The 14,738-nt window shown below is 58.4% G+C and carries 21 protein-coding genes; 9 read left to right on the plus strand and 12 right to left on the minus strand.

Annotated features, from left to right (window positions below; all coding sequences use genetic code 11):
* Nucleotides 1-83: 83 nt before the first annotated feature.
* A complete protein-coding gene (locus X738_RS82560; protein ID WP_084833713.1) occupies nt 84-686 on the minus strand; it encodes a sulfotransferase family protein in 603 nt (200 codons plus the stop codon).
* A gap of 108 nt (nt 687-794) precedes the next feature.
* Nucleotides 795-1,079, minus strand: coding sequence for a hypothetical protein (locus tag X738_RS0141420; protein ID WP_156942581.1), 285 nt, complete (start codon nt 1,077-1,079; stop codon nt 795-797).
* A 304-nt stretch (nt 1,080-1,383) separates the two neighbouring features.
* Here X738_RS0141420 and X738_RS56635 point away from each other — a divergent pair, with 304 nt between their 5' ends.
* Nucleotides 1,384-1,725, plus strand: coding sequence for a hypothetical protein (locus X738_RS56635; RefSeq protein ID WP_156942582.1), 342 nt, complete (start codon nt 1,384-1,386; stop codon nt 1,723-1,725).
* Nucleotides 1,726-2,425: 700 nt separating this feature from the next.
* On the opposite strand, the gene X738_RS86030 is transcribed toward X738_RS56635, so the two are convergent.
* Together X738_RS86030 and X738_RS56645 are read right to left on the minus strand one after the other, a co-directional pair.
* On the minus strand, nt 2,426-2,596 hold the full coding sequence (locus X738_RS86030; RefSeq protein ID WP_023798972.1) for a hypothetical protein: 171 nt from the start codon (nt 2,594-2,596) through the stop codon (nt 2,426-2,428).
* Between the two features lie 260 nt (nt 2,597-2,856).
* On the minus strand, nt 2,857-3,336 hold the full coding sequence (locus tag X738_RS56645) for a TspO/MBR family protein (protein ID WP_023798973.1): 480 nt from the start codon (nt 3,334-3,336) through the stop codon (nt 2,857-2,859).
* 194 nt (nt 3,337-3,530) lie between these two features.
* On the opposite strand from X738_RS56645, the gene X738_RS56650 reads away from it, so the two are divergent.
* Both X738_RS56650 and X738_RS56655 read left to right on the plus strand, forming a co-directional pair.
* The gene (locus X738_RS56650; protein ID WP_023798974.1) at nt 3,531-4,214 is read left to right on the plus strand and encodes a recombinase family protein; all 684 of its coding nucleotides are present in this window, start codon (nt 3,531-3,533) and stop codon (nt 4,212-4,214) included.
* A gap of 93 nt (nt 4,215-4,307) precedes the next feature.
* Entirely contained in the window at nt 4,308-4,526 is a 219-nt protein-coding gene (locus tag X738_RS56655) for a hypothetical protein (RefSeq protein ID WP_023798975.1), read from the plus strand.
* Between the two features lie 285 nt (nt 4,527-4,811).
* Here the strand turns inward: X738_RS56655 and X738_RS56660 are convergent, their stop codons facing one another.
* Together X738_RS56660 and X738_RS56665 are read right to left on the minus strand one after the other, a co-directional pair.
* On the minus strand, nt 4,812-5,723 hold the full coding sequence (locus X738_RS56660; protein WP_023798976.1) for a hypothetical protein: 912 nt from the start codon (nt 5,721-5,723) through the stop codon (nt 4,812-4,814).
* A gap of 96 nt (nt 5,724-5,819) precedes the next feature.
* On the minus strand, nt 5,820-6,368 hold the full coding sequence (locus X738_RS56665) for a sigma-70 family RNA polymerase sigma factor (protein WP_031254816.1): 549 nt from the start codon (nt 6,366-6,368) through the stop codon (nt 5,820-5,822).
* Nucleotides 6,369-6,826: 458 nt separating this feature from the next.
* On the opposite strand from X738_RS56665, the gene X738_RS56670 reads away from it, so the two are divergent.
* The gene (locus tag X738_RS56670) at nt 6,827-7,555 is read left to right on the plus strand and encodes a Crp/Fnr family transcriptional regulator (protein ID WP_031254818.1); all 729 of its coding nucleotides are present in this window, start codon (nt 6,827-6,829) and stop codon (nt 7,553-7,555) included.
* Nucleotides 7,556-7,622: 67 nt separating this feature from the next.
* Here X738_RS56670 and X738_RS56675 read toward each other — a convergent pair whose 3' ends face one another.
* Together X738_RS56675 and X738_RS56680 are read right to left on the minus strand one after the other, a co-directional pair.
* A complete protein-coding gene (locus tag X738_RS56675) occupies nt 7,623-8,663 on the minus strand; it encodes an NAD(P)/FAD-dependent oxidoreductase (protein ID WP_023798979.1) in 1,041 nt (346 codons plus the stop codon).
* A 678-nt stretch (nt 8,664-9,341) separates the two neighbouring features.
* Complete coding sequence (locus tag X738_RS56680; RefSeq protein ID WP_023798980.1) at nt 9,342-9,563, minus strand: DUF768 domain-containing protein; 222 nt, start codon at nt 9,561-9,563, stop codon at nt 9,342-9,344.
* Nucleotides 9,564-9,699: 136 nt separating this feature from the next.
* Between X738_RS56680 and X738_RS0141440 the strand changes: the two genes are divergently transcribed.
* Both X738_RS0141440 and X738_RS56685 read left to right on the plus strand, forming a co-directional pair.
* Nucleotides 9,700-9,885: a hypothetical protein gene (locus tag X738_RS0141440; protein WP_031254822.1), complete on the plus strand. Its 186-nt coding sequence runs from the start codon at nt 9,700-9,702 to the stop codon at nt 9,883-9,885.
* A 51-nt stretch (nt 9,886-9,936) separates the two neighbouring features.
* Entirely contained in the window at nt 9,937-10,212 is a 276-nt protein-coding gene (locus X738_RS56685) for a ribbon-helix-helix protein, CopG family (RefSeq protein ID WP_023798981.1), read from the plus strand.
* Nucleotides 10,213-10,483: 271 nt separating this feature from the next.
* Here X738_RS56685 and X738_RS56690 read toward each other — a convergent pair whose 3' ends face one another.
* Nucleotides 10,484-10,873: a DUF1127 domain-containing protein gene (locus tag X738_RS56690; RefSeq protein WP_023798982.1), complete on the minus strand. Its 390-nt coding sequence runs from the start codon at nt 10,871-10,873 to the stop codon at nt 10,484-10,486.
* A 421-nt stretch (nt 10,874-11,294) separates the two neighbouring features.
* Between X738_RS56690 and X738_RS84705 the strand changes: the two genes are divergently transcribed.
* From X738_RS84705 to X738_RS56700, 3 genes are all read left to right on the plus strand, one after another.
* Entirely contained in the window at nt 11,295-11,735 is a 441-nt protein-coding gene (locus X738_RS84705) for a Crp/Fnr family transcriptional regulator (RefSeq protein WP_051407805.1), read from the plus strand.
* Nucleotides 11,725-12,042, plus strand: coding sequence for a Crp/Fnr family transcriptional regulator (locus X738_RS84710; protein ID WP_051407808.1), 318 nt, complete (start codon nt 11,725-11,727; stop codon nt 12,040-12,042). The genes X738_RS84705 and X738_RS84710 overlap by 11 nt, the downstream gene beginning before the upstream one ends.
* A gap of 224 nt (nt 12,043-12,266) precedes the next feature.
* On the plus strand, nt 12,267-12,464 hold the full coding sequence (locus X738_RS56700) for a DUF4062 domain-containing protein (RefSeq protein WP_023798983.1): 198 nt from the start codon (nt 12,267-12,269) through the stop codon (nt 12,462-12,464).
* 227 nt (nt 12,465-12,691) lie between these two features.
* Here X738_RS56700 and X738_RS56705 read toward each other — a convergent pair whose 3' ends face one another.
* From X738_RS56705 to X738_RS84715, 3 genes are all read right to left on the minus strand, one after another.
* Nucleotides 12,692-13,774 carry a sensor histidine kinase gene (locus X738_RS56705; RefSeq protein WP_023798984.1) on the minus strand — a complete coding sequence of 361 codons (1,083 nt, stop codon included), beginning with the start codon at nt 13,772-13,774 and terminating at the stop codon, nt 12,692-12,694.
* 221 nt (nt 13,775-13,995) lie between these two features.
* On the minus strand, nt 13,996-14,448 hold the full coding sequence (locus tag X738_RS56710) for a DUF983 domain-containing protein (RefSeq protein WP_023798985.1): 453 nt from the start codon (nt 14,446-14,448) through the stop codon (nt 13,996-13,998).
* A 129-nt stretch (nt 14,449-14,577) separates the two neighbouring features.
* Nucleotides 14,578-14,733 (minus strand): hypothetical protein, encoded by a 156-nt coding sequence (locus X738_RS84715; RefSeq protein WP_023798986.1) that lies wholly within the window; start codon nt 14,731-14,733, stop codon nt 14,578-14,580.
* Nucleotides 14,734-14,738 lie beyond the last annotated feature (5 nt).

The raw sequence follows: 14,738 nt of genomic DNA on the forward strand, positions 1-14,738 counted from the left end.
CGGGACTCAACTCAGACCATGACCACTAGTGATGAAAACCTGACGCTTGGTACCCGGCGCAGAAGGCGGCTCCAACCGGTCGTTCAGCGCCCCATGCGAGCACGAAATTCGGCAGTCGAATTGGTGCGGGGAAAGGGTTCCGAAGGCAATTGTACACCGAGAAAGGCACAAAGCGGCCCCCACCCTTCGGAGACCTGATAAGTAAGAAGGCGCTCGGGCGGCAGCGTTGCTCTCACCGTAGCGTTATGTCCTTCATAGACGGCGATTGCATGATGACGGTCATTAAAGCGACCTCCAAAGACACCATTGCCAACTACTGCCACACCAAAGGACTGTGGGTCATTGCTGGCAGCGTCCATCGAAAGTCCTATTGTTTGCGCCACGCTGTCATACCAGGCTTCGGGGTCACGAACTGTGAGAACAACTTTTGCATCAGGGTAGTGATCGCTCACTTCGCGCCAGAAATGCGCCGTTGGCCAATCGACAGCGGAACGATAGCCGGCATATGCCAGATCCCAGTTCGGGAGTTGTCCCTGGCCAGCGGCGCGCCACAGCTTTTTCTGTTCGGGGTTGGCATTCACGTCTGCCATATGATGGCAAGGCCCGAACCCAAGATGCTCCAATGCCAGTTTCAGCGAATACGTGCCGGTGCGACCCATGCCCGCGCCAATGACATCTAGAGACATCAGCATCCTCCAAGGTGACTTCAATCGCTCAAAATACCGCCCTTCCTTCTATTTCGCTACATGAAGGTCTCCGGGTCGATTCCTGCCATACCCTGCGGGTACCGAGCGTCAGGTTTTCACCACTAGTGTGCTCATTCCGATGGCTCCGAAGAGATGAAGCGGGTCAGAACTGACAACCTTGGGACCGGCCACAGAGGCAAGCCGCACGCTGGCACCGTGGACGATGAATCGAAACATTTCATCTACTGCCCGGTCTGCGGACAGACTTTCGACGCGCGCGATTTCGGGCAGGTGTTTCATCATGCCCAGCCGGAACACCAGCCGCTTCCGGTAGAACAATGAAAGCGCTGATGATCCCTTACCAGAAAGACGAAAGATGAGTTTTGACGGCATCGTAAGATGAGAAAGCTCTTAGCGCTAGCTCTCCTGATCGTTTTGCCGCCGCTCGCTTTTTACGGCTGGTTCGAAGTGAGCGTCCGCCGGATCGTGACTGAGCAAGGCCTTGACGGGAGCTATCGCAACGCCCTCAAGCATGCTTCGGCGTCTTCCTATCTCTATTCCGGACTGAGGCTTCTCGGGCTTTCGGAGGCAATAGCCGAAGAGATGGTCGTCCGGTGTGGAANCCTATCTCTATTCCGGACTGAGGCTTCTCGGGCTTTCGGAGGCAATAGCCGAAGAGATGGTCGTCCGGTGTGGAATGGTCAATGAATTTGCTGAACTCTATGTGAAACGCGGAAAGCCTGACACGACTTTGGAAATCATGAAGGACCTACAGAACAATATGGTCGGTATCGGGGTCGCCAAATGGCTTGAGAACAATTCCGCCGAAACACGTGTCACTCTTTTCGTTGTATTGGGGCAGCAAGGTATCCTTGCCTTGTCCCAAAATACGCTAGGTTTTTCAGAGCCCAGGGAATCGGCGGCTGACTATCCAGGCGCTAAGAATTGGTTCATGGCGCGGCGGGAGCAGATCGACCGGGATGTGCAATCCGCATTGGACATAGTCGCTCGGCGCAAAGCAAACATCATTCGTCGCTGAAACCCAGCAGTGACGCGTGGCGTATGTGGGCGTGGTCGCCGCGAAGATGTTTGACACGCAGCTTTATGCCGGCTTGACCCACTCCGCCTCCGGCTTCTCCTTCATCACCTCCGGCCTCGGCCCAGCATGATCCTGGACACGCTTCCAAAGCCGATCGAACAGGTGCATGAGATCCGCCGCATCATCCTTCGCGCTCCGAATCCTGCAAGCTTGGTTAAGACTCCTGCCGGCTCACCACCAGCAAACCTTCCCGTCACCCTCCGGGACGCGGACCGGGCCGAATGAGCCCCGATATCGAAGCTCCTCAGGAAAACCGGCCACTGAGCTCCAGGGTGGAGGCGCTGGCCGGCTTCGGGCTTAGCACGGCCGACATCGCCTGCGTGCTCGCCACAGACGAGCAGGACCTCAAGGCGACCTACGCCCATGAGCTCGAGAGCGGCGCCATCAAGGCCAACGCACGGGTCGCCGAAAGCCTCTACCGCAAGGCGNCCGCAAGGCGACCGGTGAAGGTCGGGAGGCCGTCACTGCAGCAATTTTCTGGCTGAAGACCAGGGCGCGCTGGAAGGAGACCTCCATCCATGAGCTAGAGGGAAAACTGGACACGTCAGTGACCTTCGTGACCACCTACGAAGATATGAAGCTCCTGTAGGTGGCACGCCCGGCTCGTCGGACGGCTGGTCAGCTCATTTCCCAGCTCGGATCATTTTTCGTCGGCGAGGGTATTCTCAATGGCAGCGATATTGAGCTCAAGCATGGCCACTCGTTGAATCGTGCTGGCGCTCGGTAATGTGTTCTGCTCGGCGGCGGCGAGAAGTAGATCGCGCTGCTCGTCCTTGAGACGTTTTGAGAGTGTTGTCAGTTTTTCGTTCATGGTAAAATCCCAATGACCCAGAGTGGCCTATAGGACACCGGCTAACCATGCTCAAGACCGCGCGTCAGCAGACCTGAACGGAGCGCAGGTTATTCCCCGGTAGGCCACACATGAGTTGCTGATGTGCGCCGCCTACCAGGCACCCGATGCCGATGACGACGAAGACGATCAGGATACCTTGCTCACTAAGGCCTGAACTTCAAGAAACCACTCCAAGCCCTCTTCAGTGTAAGGTGGTCGTCGCACATTCCAAAGTAGCGTCAGTTGAGACGATCGATTTCCCAGTTCAATGCTGCCGCGAAGCTGACCCACAACAGGTAAGGCCAAAGTAGCATCGAGGCCGTCGGATCGATCTGCCAGAACGCCAGGATGGTCAGGACGATCGCAAGCCAGAGAAGCGTGATGACCACGAGGCCACCTCGCGGGCTGTGGAATGAAAAGAACACCCACGACCAGGCCGCGTTGAGCGTGATCTGAATTAGAAAGATCGCCACCGCAAAGCTGATCCAGTCGGCGTTAGCTTTCAGCACGCGATAGAAAGCATAGGCCATCATCAGGTACAGCGTCGTCCACACCGGGGCAAATACCCAATTCGGTGGGTTGAAAGAGGGTTTGATCAGGTGGGCGTACCATGTCGGTACGTTGGGAATGGTAGCGAGATTGCCGGCAATTGCCGCCGCCGCGACCGGCACGATAGCCGCCAGAATGAGAAGAAGCGTGCTCGTCCCCGGATTGATCATGATGCCTCTTGTGTTGAACAGAGACGCAGTAACGCTGGAGGGGTCGGCGAAGTTTCACCGCCGCAGTCGCAAACCCATATGTTGCGCGGCGACAAAGCCTACCCGGCTAAGACCAGAAAGAACTTGCCTAGATGGGGCCGGCGAGCACACTGCAAACGGTGGTTTGCAGTTTGAACACCCCGGGGATTAGCAACATGCCGCGCGCGGTCGCCTACTATCGAGTCTCGACACAGCGGCAAGGACGTTCTGGGTTGGGCATCGAGGCCCAGCGCGTCGCGGTCGCCCGCTTTGCCGAGGCCGAGGGAATGATCATCCTCCAGGAGTTCACCGAGATCGAAACCGGAAAGGGCGCGGATGCACTTGATCGACGTCCGCAACTGACCGCTGCCCTCGCCCTTGCCCGGCAGGTCAAATGCCCAGTCGTTGTGGCGAAGCTTGACCGCCTGTCGCGCGATGTTGCCTTCATTGCCGGCCTGATGGTTCAGCGGGTCCCGTTTATCGTCGCCGAACTTGGCGCCGACGCCGATCCATTCATGCTGCACCTTTACGCCGCGTTGGCAGAGAAAGAACGGCGGTTGATCTCGGAACGGACCAAGGCCGCCCTCGCCTCTCGCAAGACCACTGGAATGAAGCTCGGCAATCCGACCAACACAGCGGAAGCTGCAGCGAGAGGTCGGAAGATCTCGATCCGGGAGGCTGACAGATTTGCCCAAACCGTGCTGCCGATCATCGCCTCCATCCAGCAGTCCGGCATCACTAGCCTACGTGGACTGGCAATCGCTCTAAACAACCGCGGCGTTCGCACAGCGCGCAATGGCCAATGGCAGGTGTCGAACGTGCGCAACGTTCTCGCGCGGCAAGCCCCTACTCTTTTATAAGCGGGAAATACCCACCGGCGCGGCCGGAACAAACGGGATCGACGCCGGTTAAATACTATCGAAGGGACCGCAACCGCAAAGGACGCGGGAAAAATGTTTGAATTTTATCGCCTCGAAGTGGCCAAGGCCAGACAGGGTGTAAAACCAGCCGAGAACTCTCTGAAGCGCGCGAATGAGTTGCTGGACGAGGACGGTGGCGTCGCCCTGAATCTCGCGTTGTGCGGCCGAATAAGGGCCGAGCAAAGGCGCGTGATCGATGCCAGAGAGCGACTGACGAAGATCGATCCGAACAGCACGGATAACGTGGGCTGAGCCTTTCGGCCCGTTGGGAAGGCATGATCCCCGTCGGCGCACTATCCCGATTTCTACAATGGGGCGATGACGGCGAAGAATTGCCCGGCGGTGTCCGGCGCTATAATCAGCGATCGCTAAATTGGGACGGAGCAGTCGTAAAGCAGAAAAGCGTCCGTTTTTGGGCCGGGGCCAACCATGGGAGGCCAACATGCTCCCTGTTCTGATAAGGCTGGTCGAGGTAAGTCGGCGTAACCCTTGCCGCAGTTCGCCTGCCGAAAGGGACTTTGTCCGGGGCGGTGAGAGTCATGTCAAACCGTGCCGCGTGGGTATGAGGCGGTCTGCAAAGACTGGGTGAACCACCCCGGAACGGCCACCAAACCAGCCCGCAATCGCGCCAAGCACAAGGGAAGCGAATGCTAGGAGTGCGCCGGACGATACGACCGAAGCAGCGATATCTGCGGCTTCCGCCGCTTGTTGCTTCGCCCGCTCGACGGCTTGGTGATATTGTTGTTCCATCTGCGTCACCTGCTGCGTGGCTTGTTCGAGAGGGATGCCGCGCGCCGTCGCCAGTGCTTGTGCCGCGTTTTGACGCGCTGCGTTCGCATCCGCCTCGTTGCCCATGATGAGAGCGCGCATCGCGTTAATGGCCGCATTGTTAAGGGCTTCTGGATCTGTTCCGGTCGAGCGCACCTGAGCTTCAATAGCTTCGAGAGGATTGGCCTCTGCGACGATCGGGGCCGCAGTCTGCGCAACAGTCTCGCTCAAGCCGCCGACGGCACGTGCGATGCCATTGAAAGCTCCGCCAACAATCATGCCGACGGTGCTGGTGAGGAAATATAAGACCAGCAAGGTTGTGAGTGCCCACGTTGTCAGACCATGGAAGGCGCCCGTGGTCGGGAGCGTCTTGCCGGACATCCGAGCAGCGATGTAGCCGCCAACAAACGCAGCAACAATGCCGGACAGGACATACCAGATACCGGCTACAATCGAGAAGGTCGATGCTTCGGGATTGTCACCGGTCCCGGGATCGAGCGTGGCGATGCCGATACCCGCACCCAGCAAAGTCAGCAGGACTTGGACCACGAGAGCGACGACCACCCCGGCGAAAATGGCGCCCCAGCTAACTTTGTTCAGCAAGATCGTGTGAGCGTCATCACTGGCGGTCGTGTAAGCCAAGTTTTCGTCCTGGCGGGAGTGGGGAAATGCGTCGCTCATCAGTTTTATCCTTAATTATTGCGGCGAGTTACTGGGGGACCAGCGCTGCGAATGATTTGCCTCGGCTTGCTGGTGACTGCATCGAAAGGGTCACTCCTAAACGCGCGCCTCGTCGAACTGGAGGGCGGCGGCGGAGATGGCCGAGGTGGTTACGGCATCGCCCGAACCCTTTTCGCCAAACGTTCCTAGGAGCCGGTGGCGCGCGCGGCTCAAGCGGCTCTTGATCGTTCCGATGGCGCAGCCGCATATGCTTGCCGCATCGTCGTAACTGGTCCCGAGAACGCCTATCAAAACAACAACCTGGCGCTGATCGTCGGGCAAAGCTTCGATGGCCCGCGCCATCTCCTGGCTGCGTAGCGACCATTCCTGGCTCGCCGCGATCGCGGGCCGGCTCGAAGCGCAATCGAGCAGACCGGGTCCCTCGCGATTCGCCATTTTGATGCGCGTATAGAAAGTGTTGCGCATTATGGTGAAAAGCCAGGATTTCATATTGGTCCCGGGCTGGAAGCGGTTGATGTTTGCGATACCTTTCATCAGCGTCTCCTGGACCAGGTCGTCGGCATCGTAGGCATCCCTAGAGAGCGTGCGGGCGAAGGCCCGCAAGGCAGGGATGAGGGTCACAAACTCGCTCCGCTCTGTTGGCATGTTTATCTCCGAGTTCGAATAAGCTTGGTCGGTCTGATAAGCCCACGCTAACCCGTCGAAAGAAGGTCGGTTCCACATTGGCGTCGCGGTTTTGGAATTACTTACGTGCAGACTAACAAATGCTAATTTTCCGGCATCGTGCGGGTCGGGACGACAGCTTCGAATCTTATTGGCGGTCGTCTTCGCGAGCGAGACGACACGCCCTCATCAAGCATTTAGCTGTCCGTGAGGGTTACCTCCGTTCCGCACATTCGGACCTGATGGGCGCGGCGCGTGGGACGAAACGGAGCCCCGGACCGACAAAGGGGATTGGCCAGCAAACCGCAATCGCTTAAAAAGGGGTTGGTCTGATCATCGGTGTTTCCTCGCCCGATGAGCGACCATAAGCACCAGAAGGAGAAGGCTGTGCCACAACGCGACCAACCACCTCCCTGGGGCGTCGGTGCCCCCGGCATATTATGACTGGCACTTTCACAGCGCTGATCCTGGCTCTCGAGCGCCGAGACCACATCAGCGAGGAAGAGAAGAGGTTATTGGAGCAGCTGCCGTTCCGAATCCGGACGTTTGCTGCTGGCGAGAAACTTGTGGTGGATAGCTCCCGTCCAACCGAAAGCTGTCTTGTCCTGAACGGCTTTGCGGCCCGCCAGCAATACGTCTCCGAGGGCAAGCGCCAACTTACGGCAGTTCATATAGCGGGCGACTTCGTTGACCTGCACTCGATGCTGCTAACGGTCATGGACCACAGCGTCGTGTCGCTTGGGGATTGCATCGCTGCGTTCGTGCCCCATACCAGTCTCCAAGCCATAATCGCTGCGTCGCCACATCTCGGTCGTCTGCTGTGGCTCTCTACTGTGATAGATGCCGCCATAGAGCGGAACTGGGTCACCTGCCTTGGCCGCCGGCCGTCCAATACTCACCTTGCTCACTTGATCTGCGAGCTCTACGCACGTCTGGAAACTGTGGGGCTTGTCCGTGGCCAAAGCTTCCAACTACCCGTTACGCAGTCCGATATTGCCGATATCGTTGGTTTATCAGTCGTACACGTTAACCGGATGATCCAGGAGTTGCGCGCATCTGGGCTGATCAGATGGGATCGCAAAATGGTGACCGTTCTCGATATCGATCGCCTTCACGAGTTGGCGGATTTTGACCCGACTTACTTGAACTTGATACGAGAGCCTCGGTAATGGTGAGTGCAGTTTTCGCCACGACCACTAGATCGATTGCTTTTAGCTTCGCATAGCTGAACATGATCTATGAGCGGCTTCCGCAACATGTGACCAGGCGCTGCCGATCGCCGAGAAGCCGATGGGCCGACGCACCGCAGTGGTTGCGGACACACGCTTGGGAGACCCCGGAGGAACTGTAGTCCGGCGTTGCGCCTACAAACGTTCTCGCCGCCGCTCTGCGATTCTTGTTGTGGATGGCGGTGGCGGCGATGGCCGCGTGCCCCACGGCCACGGTAATCTGATTTAGTTCGTCAACAATGTCGCCCGCTGAATAAAGGCCGGGCGCCGTGGTTTCCTGATGCGCATCGACGAGGAGGCAGTCGGCCATGTTGACTTCGGCCCCCAGTGCCACGGCAAGTCCGGCCCTGGGCGTAGAACCCATGGCCAGGTAGATCCCTTCGAAGCGCCGCGTCCGGCCATCCGTCTGGACTAGGGCAATTCCGTCCTCGCGCTCCTCTAGTCGCACTACCGGAATTTCGAGGGTTTCGACGCCGGCGGCAGCGAGGCGCTCTCGATCGGATGCGCCTATATTTCCCGAGGCCACCAGAACGGTGATCGCATCGCAATAGGTGCGCAGGAACAGGGCCTCCTTCACGGAACGCTCGCCCTCACCCCAAACTGCTATTCGCCGGCCATAGAACTCGAACGCGTCGCAGACCGGACAAAGCCTGATCTTGTCGCGGACGATCAACTCTACGCTGAAGCCGGGCACATCAGGCAGATTGTCCTCGACGCCGGCGGCGATGAGAAGGGTGGCCGCCCTGAACATCCGGTCGCTGGCCGTGACCAGAAAGCCGTCTTCTGAACGCTCGATGGCCGAAACAGTCCCGCTCTCGATCCTGGCGCCGAAACGCTTTGCCTGAGCGTGCATATCGCCAAGCAATTGGAGGCCGGAGATGCCGCCGGGAAAACCGGGATAGTTGCGTATGGAACTGATCCAGTTGGCGCGGCTGCGGCCTGCGTCAATCACCAGCGCCCTGCGCCGAAACCTGGCCAGATAGGTCGCGGCCGCCAGGCCCGCAGGTCCGCCTCCAATGATCAGGCAGTCCAACTGCAAGTTGTTCATGTTGCGTCGATCATGAAGCGCCGACGAGATGACTACACTGGGGCCGCAGAAACCACATCGGCCTTAGCAATTTTCCGGCTTTAGCGACCGAACCATCCGCGTGACCACGGGATCGTAGTCAAGCTTTTGTTCCTTGCTGTAGTCCAAAAGGAAGACCGCGGCACGGTGCGCACCCTCTGCCTCTTGCAATTGTGCCAAGCCATGAGCGCTCCATCAACACACCTGTTGTCATAGATCGTCGTGCCATTGTCGAGCAGGCGACGTCTATGTTGCCATGGTGGCTGAAGCAGCCGCCATGCTCGCCGCTTCTCAAGGAGGACCGGCATCTGTCGATCCCGTCGATGGCTCGAAGATGTGGCGCATGACGCCTCTGCCGTGCTCTCGATAAAGCAAAGCTGACCTCTCTGCCAGCCCAGCCGCATAGATGGCCAAGCAAAGGATTAGCGAGCCGAATGCCAGCTCACGAATTGTCTCAGCCGCCGCGTCCACCAACGCTCAGACACCGCAAGATGACCGTCGCCACGATGATCGGCCGGCTTTTGTTCCTCCTCGTCGTGGTGCGCCCCAGCTACATCCGCTGCGGAGCACGATACTCAAATCAGCGAGTACACCCCTTGAAGTGAACGCTGAGCGAGTTACCGAAGCTGACATATCAGGCGGGCGCCCGTGGACACCCCACTACTCCGGCAATCCCGGATCGAAATGCACAATGGCATTAACGATGGTGCGGTAGAGACTGTCGACTTCCTCGTCGATCTCTTCACGCCTGATGCCCACTGACTTTGCGTCGGCAAAGAGCTTGTGCGTCAGCTCACCGATCGAAATCACATCCGGCCGAGCCGTTTCAGGAACGTTGTTCGCAATCCACTTGTGCAGAAAGGTGATGCCGCGTGCGCTCATCTGGGCATAAGCTGCCGAACGGACATTAGTTCCAGCTTGAACACGAACAACAGAGCGGATGAACGAATTTCGGAACAAAGAGGAATAAGGCGCTATGTCGCAAGTTGGGTTCCGTAGTGGGAAGGAACATCTCACCATGGGCGAAGATAGAAAAAGTGAACCCGAGCGGCAAAAAGAACTCCAGGCGCAGGCGCTCGCACGTGAAACCGGGATCACCCGGGATCAGGCTCTCACGCTCATAGAATTGCTAGGAACGGATCGATCATCACTGCTGCGCGAGGCCAACATACTGAAGAATCGAAAGCCCAGCAGTGCACCATGAGGAACCACAAGACGGGCAGCTATCACTGCCACTGACTATGCGGCCCTCTGAATGACCCGCCTATCTGAAAGCGCCGCCGACCGCATCGCCGATATGTCGCGCGCGGATCTCCGGGTCGTCCTGCGTCGCGCTGCATTGATGCTTAGAAACGTCTCCGGCGTGCCGCTGGAGCCAGTCACCGCAGACACGCTCGATTCCATCGCTGCCGAGATGGGAATCGGCCGATCCGAGCTCATCCAGATCGTGTTGCGCGAATGGCTGGAAACCAACGCCTATCTGCCGGTCCGGGCGATCGACGAGGAAAGCGAGACGGACGGCAGCGCGTAGGCGGGGCGCGACCCGTATGCAGAAGACCCGCCGCTACATTTGCGAAGCGACGGGCCTCCACCCCACCCCACCCCATACCTGACCATGCAAGTACGGTGCCAGACTTATTGACTCATTGCGGGGCACCTTAGGGCTTCTACACAGCGGAATTACCGATTCATGCATCCAGTCATCGCCTTGGGGCGGCTTGGCGACCAAGGTAGGCATCATTGGCGGAATGAACTCAAGCCGGCCGAGTCCGGCACGCACTGGTTTACGCACGGGGCCACAATCACAGAGCCAGGCTGTCACCCCTTACGCCCTGCTCCGCAATTTCAAAATGACCCACTACCGCAGCTTCTGGACTCTCGCCCGGAATGGCGTCATTCTCTCTTCGGGGAGAGCGGGCGTGGGCAAAGGCCTCCGCAGGGCGGGTGGCGCGGCTTCGCAAAGCGCACATGATTTCGTCACGAGAGATGCCGATGTCGCCAAGGACGCCATCGGGTAAACGGCTCAACTGGTCCGTTGCCGATAACAGAGCCTTTCGCTCGGCGTGCGTGCCCGCACGGCGGGCGGTGGCTGGCCCCGGGCCACGCATATAATAAAGCTCCGGCCGGTAGCGCCGCGCGGCGAATTTGCGAAACGCCGCAGCAAGTTTTGTGAAGGGAGCCAAGAATTTCATGACCGTTCCCTTTCCCTTCGCCTGCTTGAACACGAGCCGGCGGGCCTGGATGTTGCAAACAAGGATATGCCAGTCGGACCAGGCTCGGCTGTGGGAATTCCCACACCGGGAAAACATTGGAAAAATCCGCTCCCAGTTTTGCTTTCCGGAAAGCGGGGCCTGCGGCCATCAAATTTCCTTGGATAGGGAGTAAGACATCTGATTGAACCTGATTGAACAAGAGACTGTTGTGACAGGCTCTCCGGCCTTCATCTCAAGACTTTGCGATGCCGACCTCGCCGCGCTGACCAAACGGTGGCTCGAGCGCANAATCCGCTCCCAGTTTTGCTTTCCGGAAAGCGGGGCCTGCGGCCATCAAATTTCCTTGGATAGGGAGTAAGATGAAGTACACCTGATTGAACAAGAGACTCAAGAGACTGTTGTGACAGGCTCTCCGGCCTTCATCTCACGACTTTGCGATGCCGACCTCGCCGCGCTGACCAAACGGTGGCGCGAGCGCAGCTATCGACACAACGAGCTGATCATTTCCCACGGCGACACTGGTCGCGAAGTCTTCTTCCTGCTGGAAGGACGGGCTCGCGTGACACTGGTTTCAGCGGACGGCAAAGAGATAGCGTATCGCGATGTCGAACCGGGTGACATTTTCGGGGAGCTCGGAGGCATTGACGGGATTGCACGCTCTGCCAGCGTAGTCGCGCTGGAGGCAACCCGCGCTGCACGGCTGTCCGGCACAGCATTCCGGGATATCGTGATGACCCACCCGACTTTTGCCTGGATGCTGCTTGAGCATCTGTCTGCCCAGCTCCGGCGCATGACCGAGCGGGTATTCGAATACAGCACTCTGNGCCTGGATGCTGCTTGAGCATCTGTCTGCCCAGCTCCGGCGCATGACCGAGCGGGTATTCGAATACAGCACTCTGGTCGTGCGAAAACGGCTGATCGTCGAACTCCTGCATCGGGCGGAGAAAGCCGCACCCGTGGACGGCGAGGTGTCCATAAGCCCGGCACCGACGCATTCCGAGCTGGCGGCAACGATGAGCACGCACAGGGAAGCGGTCTCGCGCGAAATCAGCGACCTCGCCAAGAGAGGCCTGATCGAAAAGCGCGGCAGCAGGTTATTGCTGCATGACGTCTCGGCACTACGGGCGCTGGTCGACAAGAAGGAATAGCGAAGGCTGTCGCTGCGGCGGGGGGCACCGCACGTTTCATACTCCTCGGCCGCAAGTAATTATTCCTTCCGGCAAACCGGGCAACCTAGCGTGCCAGCGCGCAGGTCGGGCTTTGATCGCTTCACCCCTTGCAAGAATCATGACTGGGCTTCTTGATGCGGGCACGGAACGTTATCCCCAGCCTGCTTGCAGACTTACAAGGGCGGATCGAAGGGTGAAGCCGCATGGACGTTAAATACCAAATCTTCGTCAGCTCGACCTACGCCGATTTGGTGGACGAAAAACGGTCGGTCATCGAGGCCGTTCTTAACCTCGGGCATATTCCTGTGGGGATGGCGGCATTCCAAGCCAGCGACGACACTCAATGGGATTACATTAAGCGGCGCATCGATGACAGCGACCCTTCGAGCCCGCCCAGTTAAAGGTGCAGTTCTCGATCCCGAAGCGGTCCTTGGATCGGGAGGCGGGGCCACATCACCATTCGTTCGTGCAGTCGACCTCTGTCGCAGATCTCTCAGAGGCTCTGGCGGAGCGTCTCGCTTTTCCCTACAACCCCAGGGTGGGCGGCCCGATGATAAATCCATAGATCCTACCGCGGGCGGTTTGTGCCAGTAATGGCGATTCCGGTCGAGCCGGCTCCATGATCTATTCAGCCGGCGATCGCAGCCGACCGATTGAAGATGATGGTCACCTTGGTTCCTTCACCGACGGCCGAGGTGACGTCGAACTGCGCCTTGGCATTTTCGGTCAGCGACCGCGCGATGAGGGCTCCGAGTTTACCGGGTGCAGGCCATGTCACACCCTCAGGCAGACCGATACCGTCGTCAGCGACCACGACCCGGCAACCATTGCCGTCCACTATGCTCCGCAGCGTGATTGTCCCTCCCTCCCGACCTCTGAAGGCATGCTTCAGCGCGTTTGTAAGAAGCTCGTTCACAACCAGTCCCGTCGGCATGGCGACATTTATCGAAACCGGATAGGTGTCGACCTTCATGTCGAGGCGGATACCCTCCACCGCGTGAGAGGTCATCACGGCGGAGGCTATCTGGCTCAGATAGACGCCCAAATCGATCTCGTCCTTGTCATCCTCACCAGACAGCGCTTGATACAGGATCGCGAGTGCGTCAACGCGCCCAGCCAGCCGCTCAAATCGCTTCTTGTCTGGCTCGACTGCGTTCCGAGTTTCCATTCGGATGAGCGCAGTGATCATTTGCAGGTTGTTCTTGACCCTGTGCTGCAGCTCGCGGAGGAGCGTATCTTTCTCCCGGATCCGCTCCTCAATGGACAGTTTGTCCGCATCGCTATGGGCAGACACATCCACCAGGGCGACAAGCCGAAAGCAGAGCTTGCCGTCGTCGTCCTCGATGACATTCGAATAGACGTCTACGATCGCTGAACCTGAGCCTTTGCGCTCGAGGCGGAAGGTTCCAATGAAGTCCGTTTGTGTGACAATCGCTTCATCGATCCGCTGATCGAAGGGCGCTTTCACCGCACTCCCCGAAAGCCCCTTCCAATTCTCCTGCTCAAGGCGAGCGGCGGCAAGCCCGGAAAGCTTCTCGAATTCTGGATTGGCGTAGACCACCGTCTCGCCATCCCTCAGATCCGATACCGCAATGGCGATAGGAACTTGGTCGAGGAACTTCTTGAACTGTTCACTTTCGAGCGCAGTCGCAAGTTCGGGAGTGTCGAGCAATTGTTCGACAGGCTCGTGCCTATTATCGTCGGATGTCATCCGTTGAGCCCGCTCCTTTTCGCCGTGTAGCAACAGCCATACCCGTGAAGTTAGCTATACGCCTGACATCAGATCAAGGCTACAACACCTAGGCTGTGGTTTGGTGCTGAACGCATTTGATCGTTTCACGATTGTTGGTGAAACCGCGAACGGTATCGTCAACGATGACGCGAGTGCTCCTAGGTCCGGATGAGCCCACTCGGCTGGTATCCAACGCATCTTTATAAGTCGTCGCCAGAGATCGGTACGGGAGGAGGTGTGATTTCCTCGCCGTCTCCGGACGAAGCGTGCCGAGGCCTCACGTAATCGCGGTCGATCTTGCCTTCCTCAGCCTTGTAGAAATACTGGCTCGCGATGAGCCAACCTTTGAGAGGCCGAAGCGGGGGGATGCAAGTGATGAGCATGAAGGGCAGCGTGGTCAGCAGATGGACCCAGTATGGTGTGTCAAAAGCGACCTGCTGCCATACGCCAAGAAGAACGCTCGGCACACATGCAAAGCAGATTACGAAGAACGCGGGACCATCAGCGGGATCTGCAAACGAGTAGAGATCGCACACTTCGCATTTAGGCTTAAGCGTCAGGAACCCGTTGAAAAGATGCCCTTTCCCACAACGGGGGCACAAACCGCGTACACCAGTGAGAACCGGTTGAAGTGGAGGCCATTCGTCAGTCATAATTGGTCCTCAAGATTGCCGTATTGAACGAGCATGGGCGTCGGCCTGAATCGTGCTCGATCACCAGTGATTGTCCCTTCACAGGTTTGCCCGGAAAGACTGGCCAGAACCACTTCCCCGTTGGATGTTTCACGCGCCGTTGGCGAGCAGGGATCTCTTTGACGTCGCGCGCCGTGCCTTCGCGTCTTCCTCCTGCTGCCGGGGAAAAATGCGATCATCGCGTCCGGTGGTAGGCGCGAGCTCGGTCGACAGCCGTGCCTTGGCATCGAGCTTGAAGCCTGCCATGGCGG

The organism is Mesorhizobium sp. L48C026A00 (genome assembly GCF_000502375.1).
GTDB classification, from domain to species: Bacteria; Pseudomonadota; Alphaproteobacteria; order Rhizobiales; family Rhizobiaceae; genus Mesorhizobium; species Mesorhizobium muleiense.

What these genes read in the sequence shown, in the direction of transcription:
- X738_RS82560 (WP_084833713.1), bottom strand. Translation starts at nt 686, where the DNA reads ATGTCTCTAGATGTCATTGGCGCGGGCATGGGTCGCACCGGCACGTAT.
- X738_RS0141420 (WP_156942581.1), bottom strand. Translation starts at nt 1,079, where the DNA reads ATGCCGTCAAAACTCATCTTTCGTCTTTCTGGTAAGGGATCATCAGCG.
- X738_RS56635 (WP_156942582.1), top strand. Translation starts at nt 1,384, where the DNA reads ATGGTCAATGAATTTGCTGAACTCTATGTGAAACGCGGAAAGCCTGAC.
- X738_RS86030 (WP_023798972.1), bottom strand. Translation starts at nt 2,596, where the DNA reads ATGAACGAAAAACTGACAACACTCTCAAAACGTCTCAAGGACGAGCAG.
- X738_RS56645 (WP_023798973.1), bottom strand. Translation starts at nt 3,336, where the DNA reads ATGATCAATCCGGGGACGAGCACGCTTCTTCTCATTCTGGCGGCTATC.
- X738_RS56650 (WP_023798974.1), top strand. Translation starts at nt 3,531, where the DNA reads ATGCCGCGCGCGGTCGCCTACTATCGAGTCTCGACACAGCGGCAAGGA.
- X738_RS56655 (WP_023798975.1), top strand. Translation starts at nt 4,308, where the DNA reads ATGTTTGAATTTTATCGCCTCGAAGTGGCCAAGGCCAGACAGGGTGTA.
- X738_RS56660 (WP_023798976.1), bottom strand. Translation starts at nt 5,723, where the DNA reads ATGAGCGACGCATTTCCCCACTCCCGCCAGGACGAAAACTTGGCTTAC.
- X738_RS56665 (WP_031254816.1), bottom strand. Translation starts at nt 6,368, where the DNA reads ATGCCAACAGAGCGGAGCGAGTTTGTGACCCTCATCCCTGCCTTGCGG.
- X738_RS56670 (WP_031254818.1), top strand. Translation starts at nt 6,827, where the DNA reads ATGACTGGCACTTTCACAGCGCTGATCCTGGCTCTCGAGCGCCGAGAC.
- X738_RS56675 (WP_023798979.1), bottom strand. Translation starts at nt 8,663, where the DNA reads ATGAACAACTTGCAGTTGGACTGCCTGATCATTGGAGGCGGACCTGCG.
- X738_RS56680 (WP_023798980.1), bottom strand. Translation starts at nt 9,563, where the DNA reads ATGAGCGCACGCGGCATCACCTTTCTGCACAAGTGGATTGCGAACAAC.
- X738_RS0141440 (WP_031254822.1), top strand. Translation starts at nt 9,700, where the DNA reads ATGGGCGAAGATAGAAAAAGTGAACCCGAGCGGCAAAAAGAACTCCAG.
- X738_RS56685 (WP_023798981.1), top strand. Translation starts at nt 9,937, where the DNA reads ATGACCCGCCTATCTGAAAGCGCCGCCGACCGCATCGCCGATATGTCG.
- X738_RS56690 (WP_023798982.1), bottom strand. Translation starts at nt 10,873, where the DNA reads ATGAAATTCTTGGCTCCCTTCACAAAACTTGCTGCGGCGTTTCGCAAA.
- X738_RS84710 (WP_051407808.1), top strand. Translation starts at nt 11,725, where the DNA reads ATGCTGCTTGAGCATCTGTCTGCCCAGCTCCGGCGCATGACCGAGCGG.
- X738_RS56700 (WP_023798983.1), top strand. Translation starts at nt 12,267, where the DNA reads ATGGACGTTAAATACCAAATCTTCGTCAGCTCGACCTACGCCGATTTG.
- X738_RS56705 (WP_023798984.1), bottom strand. Translation starts at nt 13,774, where the DNA reads ATGACATCCGACGATAATAGGCACGAGCCTGTCGAACAATTGCTCGAC.
- X738_RS56710 (WP_023798985.1), bottom strand. Translation starts at nt 14,448, where the DNA reads ATGACTGACGAATGGCCTCCACTTCAACCGGTTCTCACTGGTGTACGC.
- X738_RS84715 (WP_023798986.1), bottom strand. Translation starts at nt 14,733, where the DNA reads ATGGCAGGCTTCAAGCTCGATGCCAAGGCACGGCTGTCGACCGAGCTC.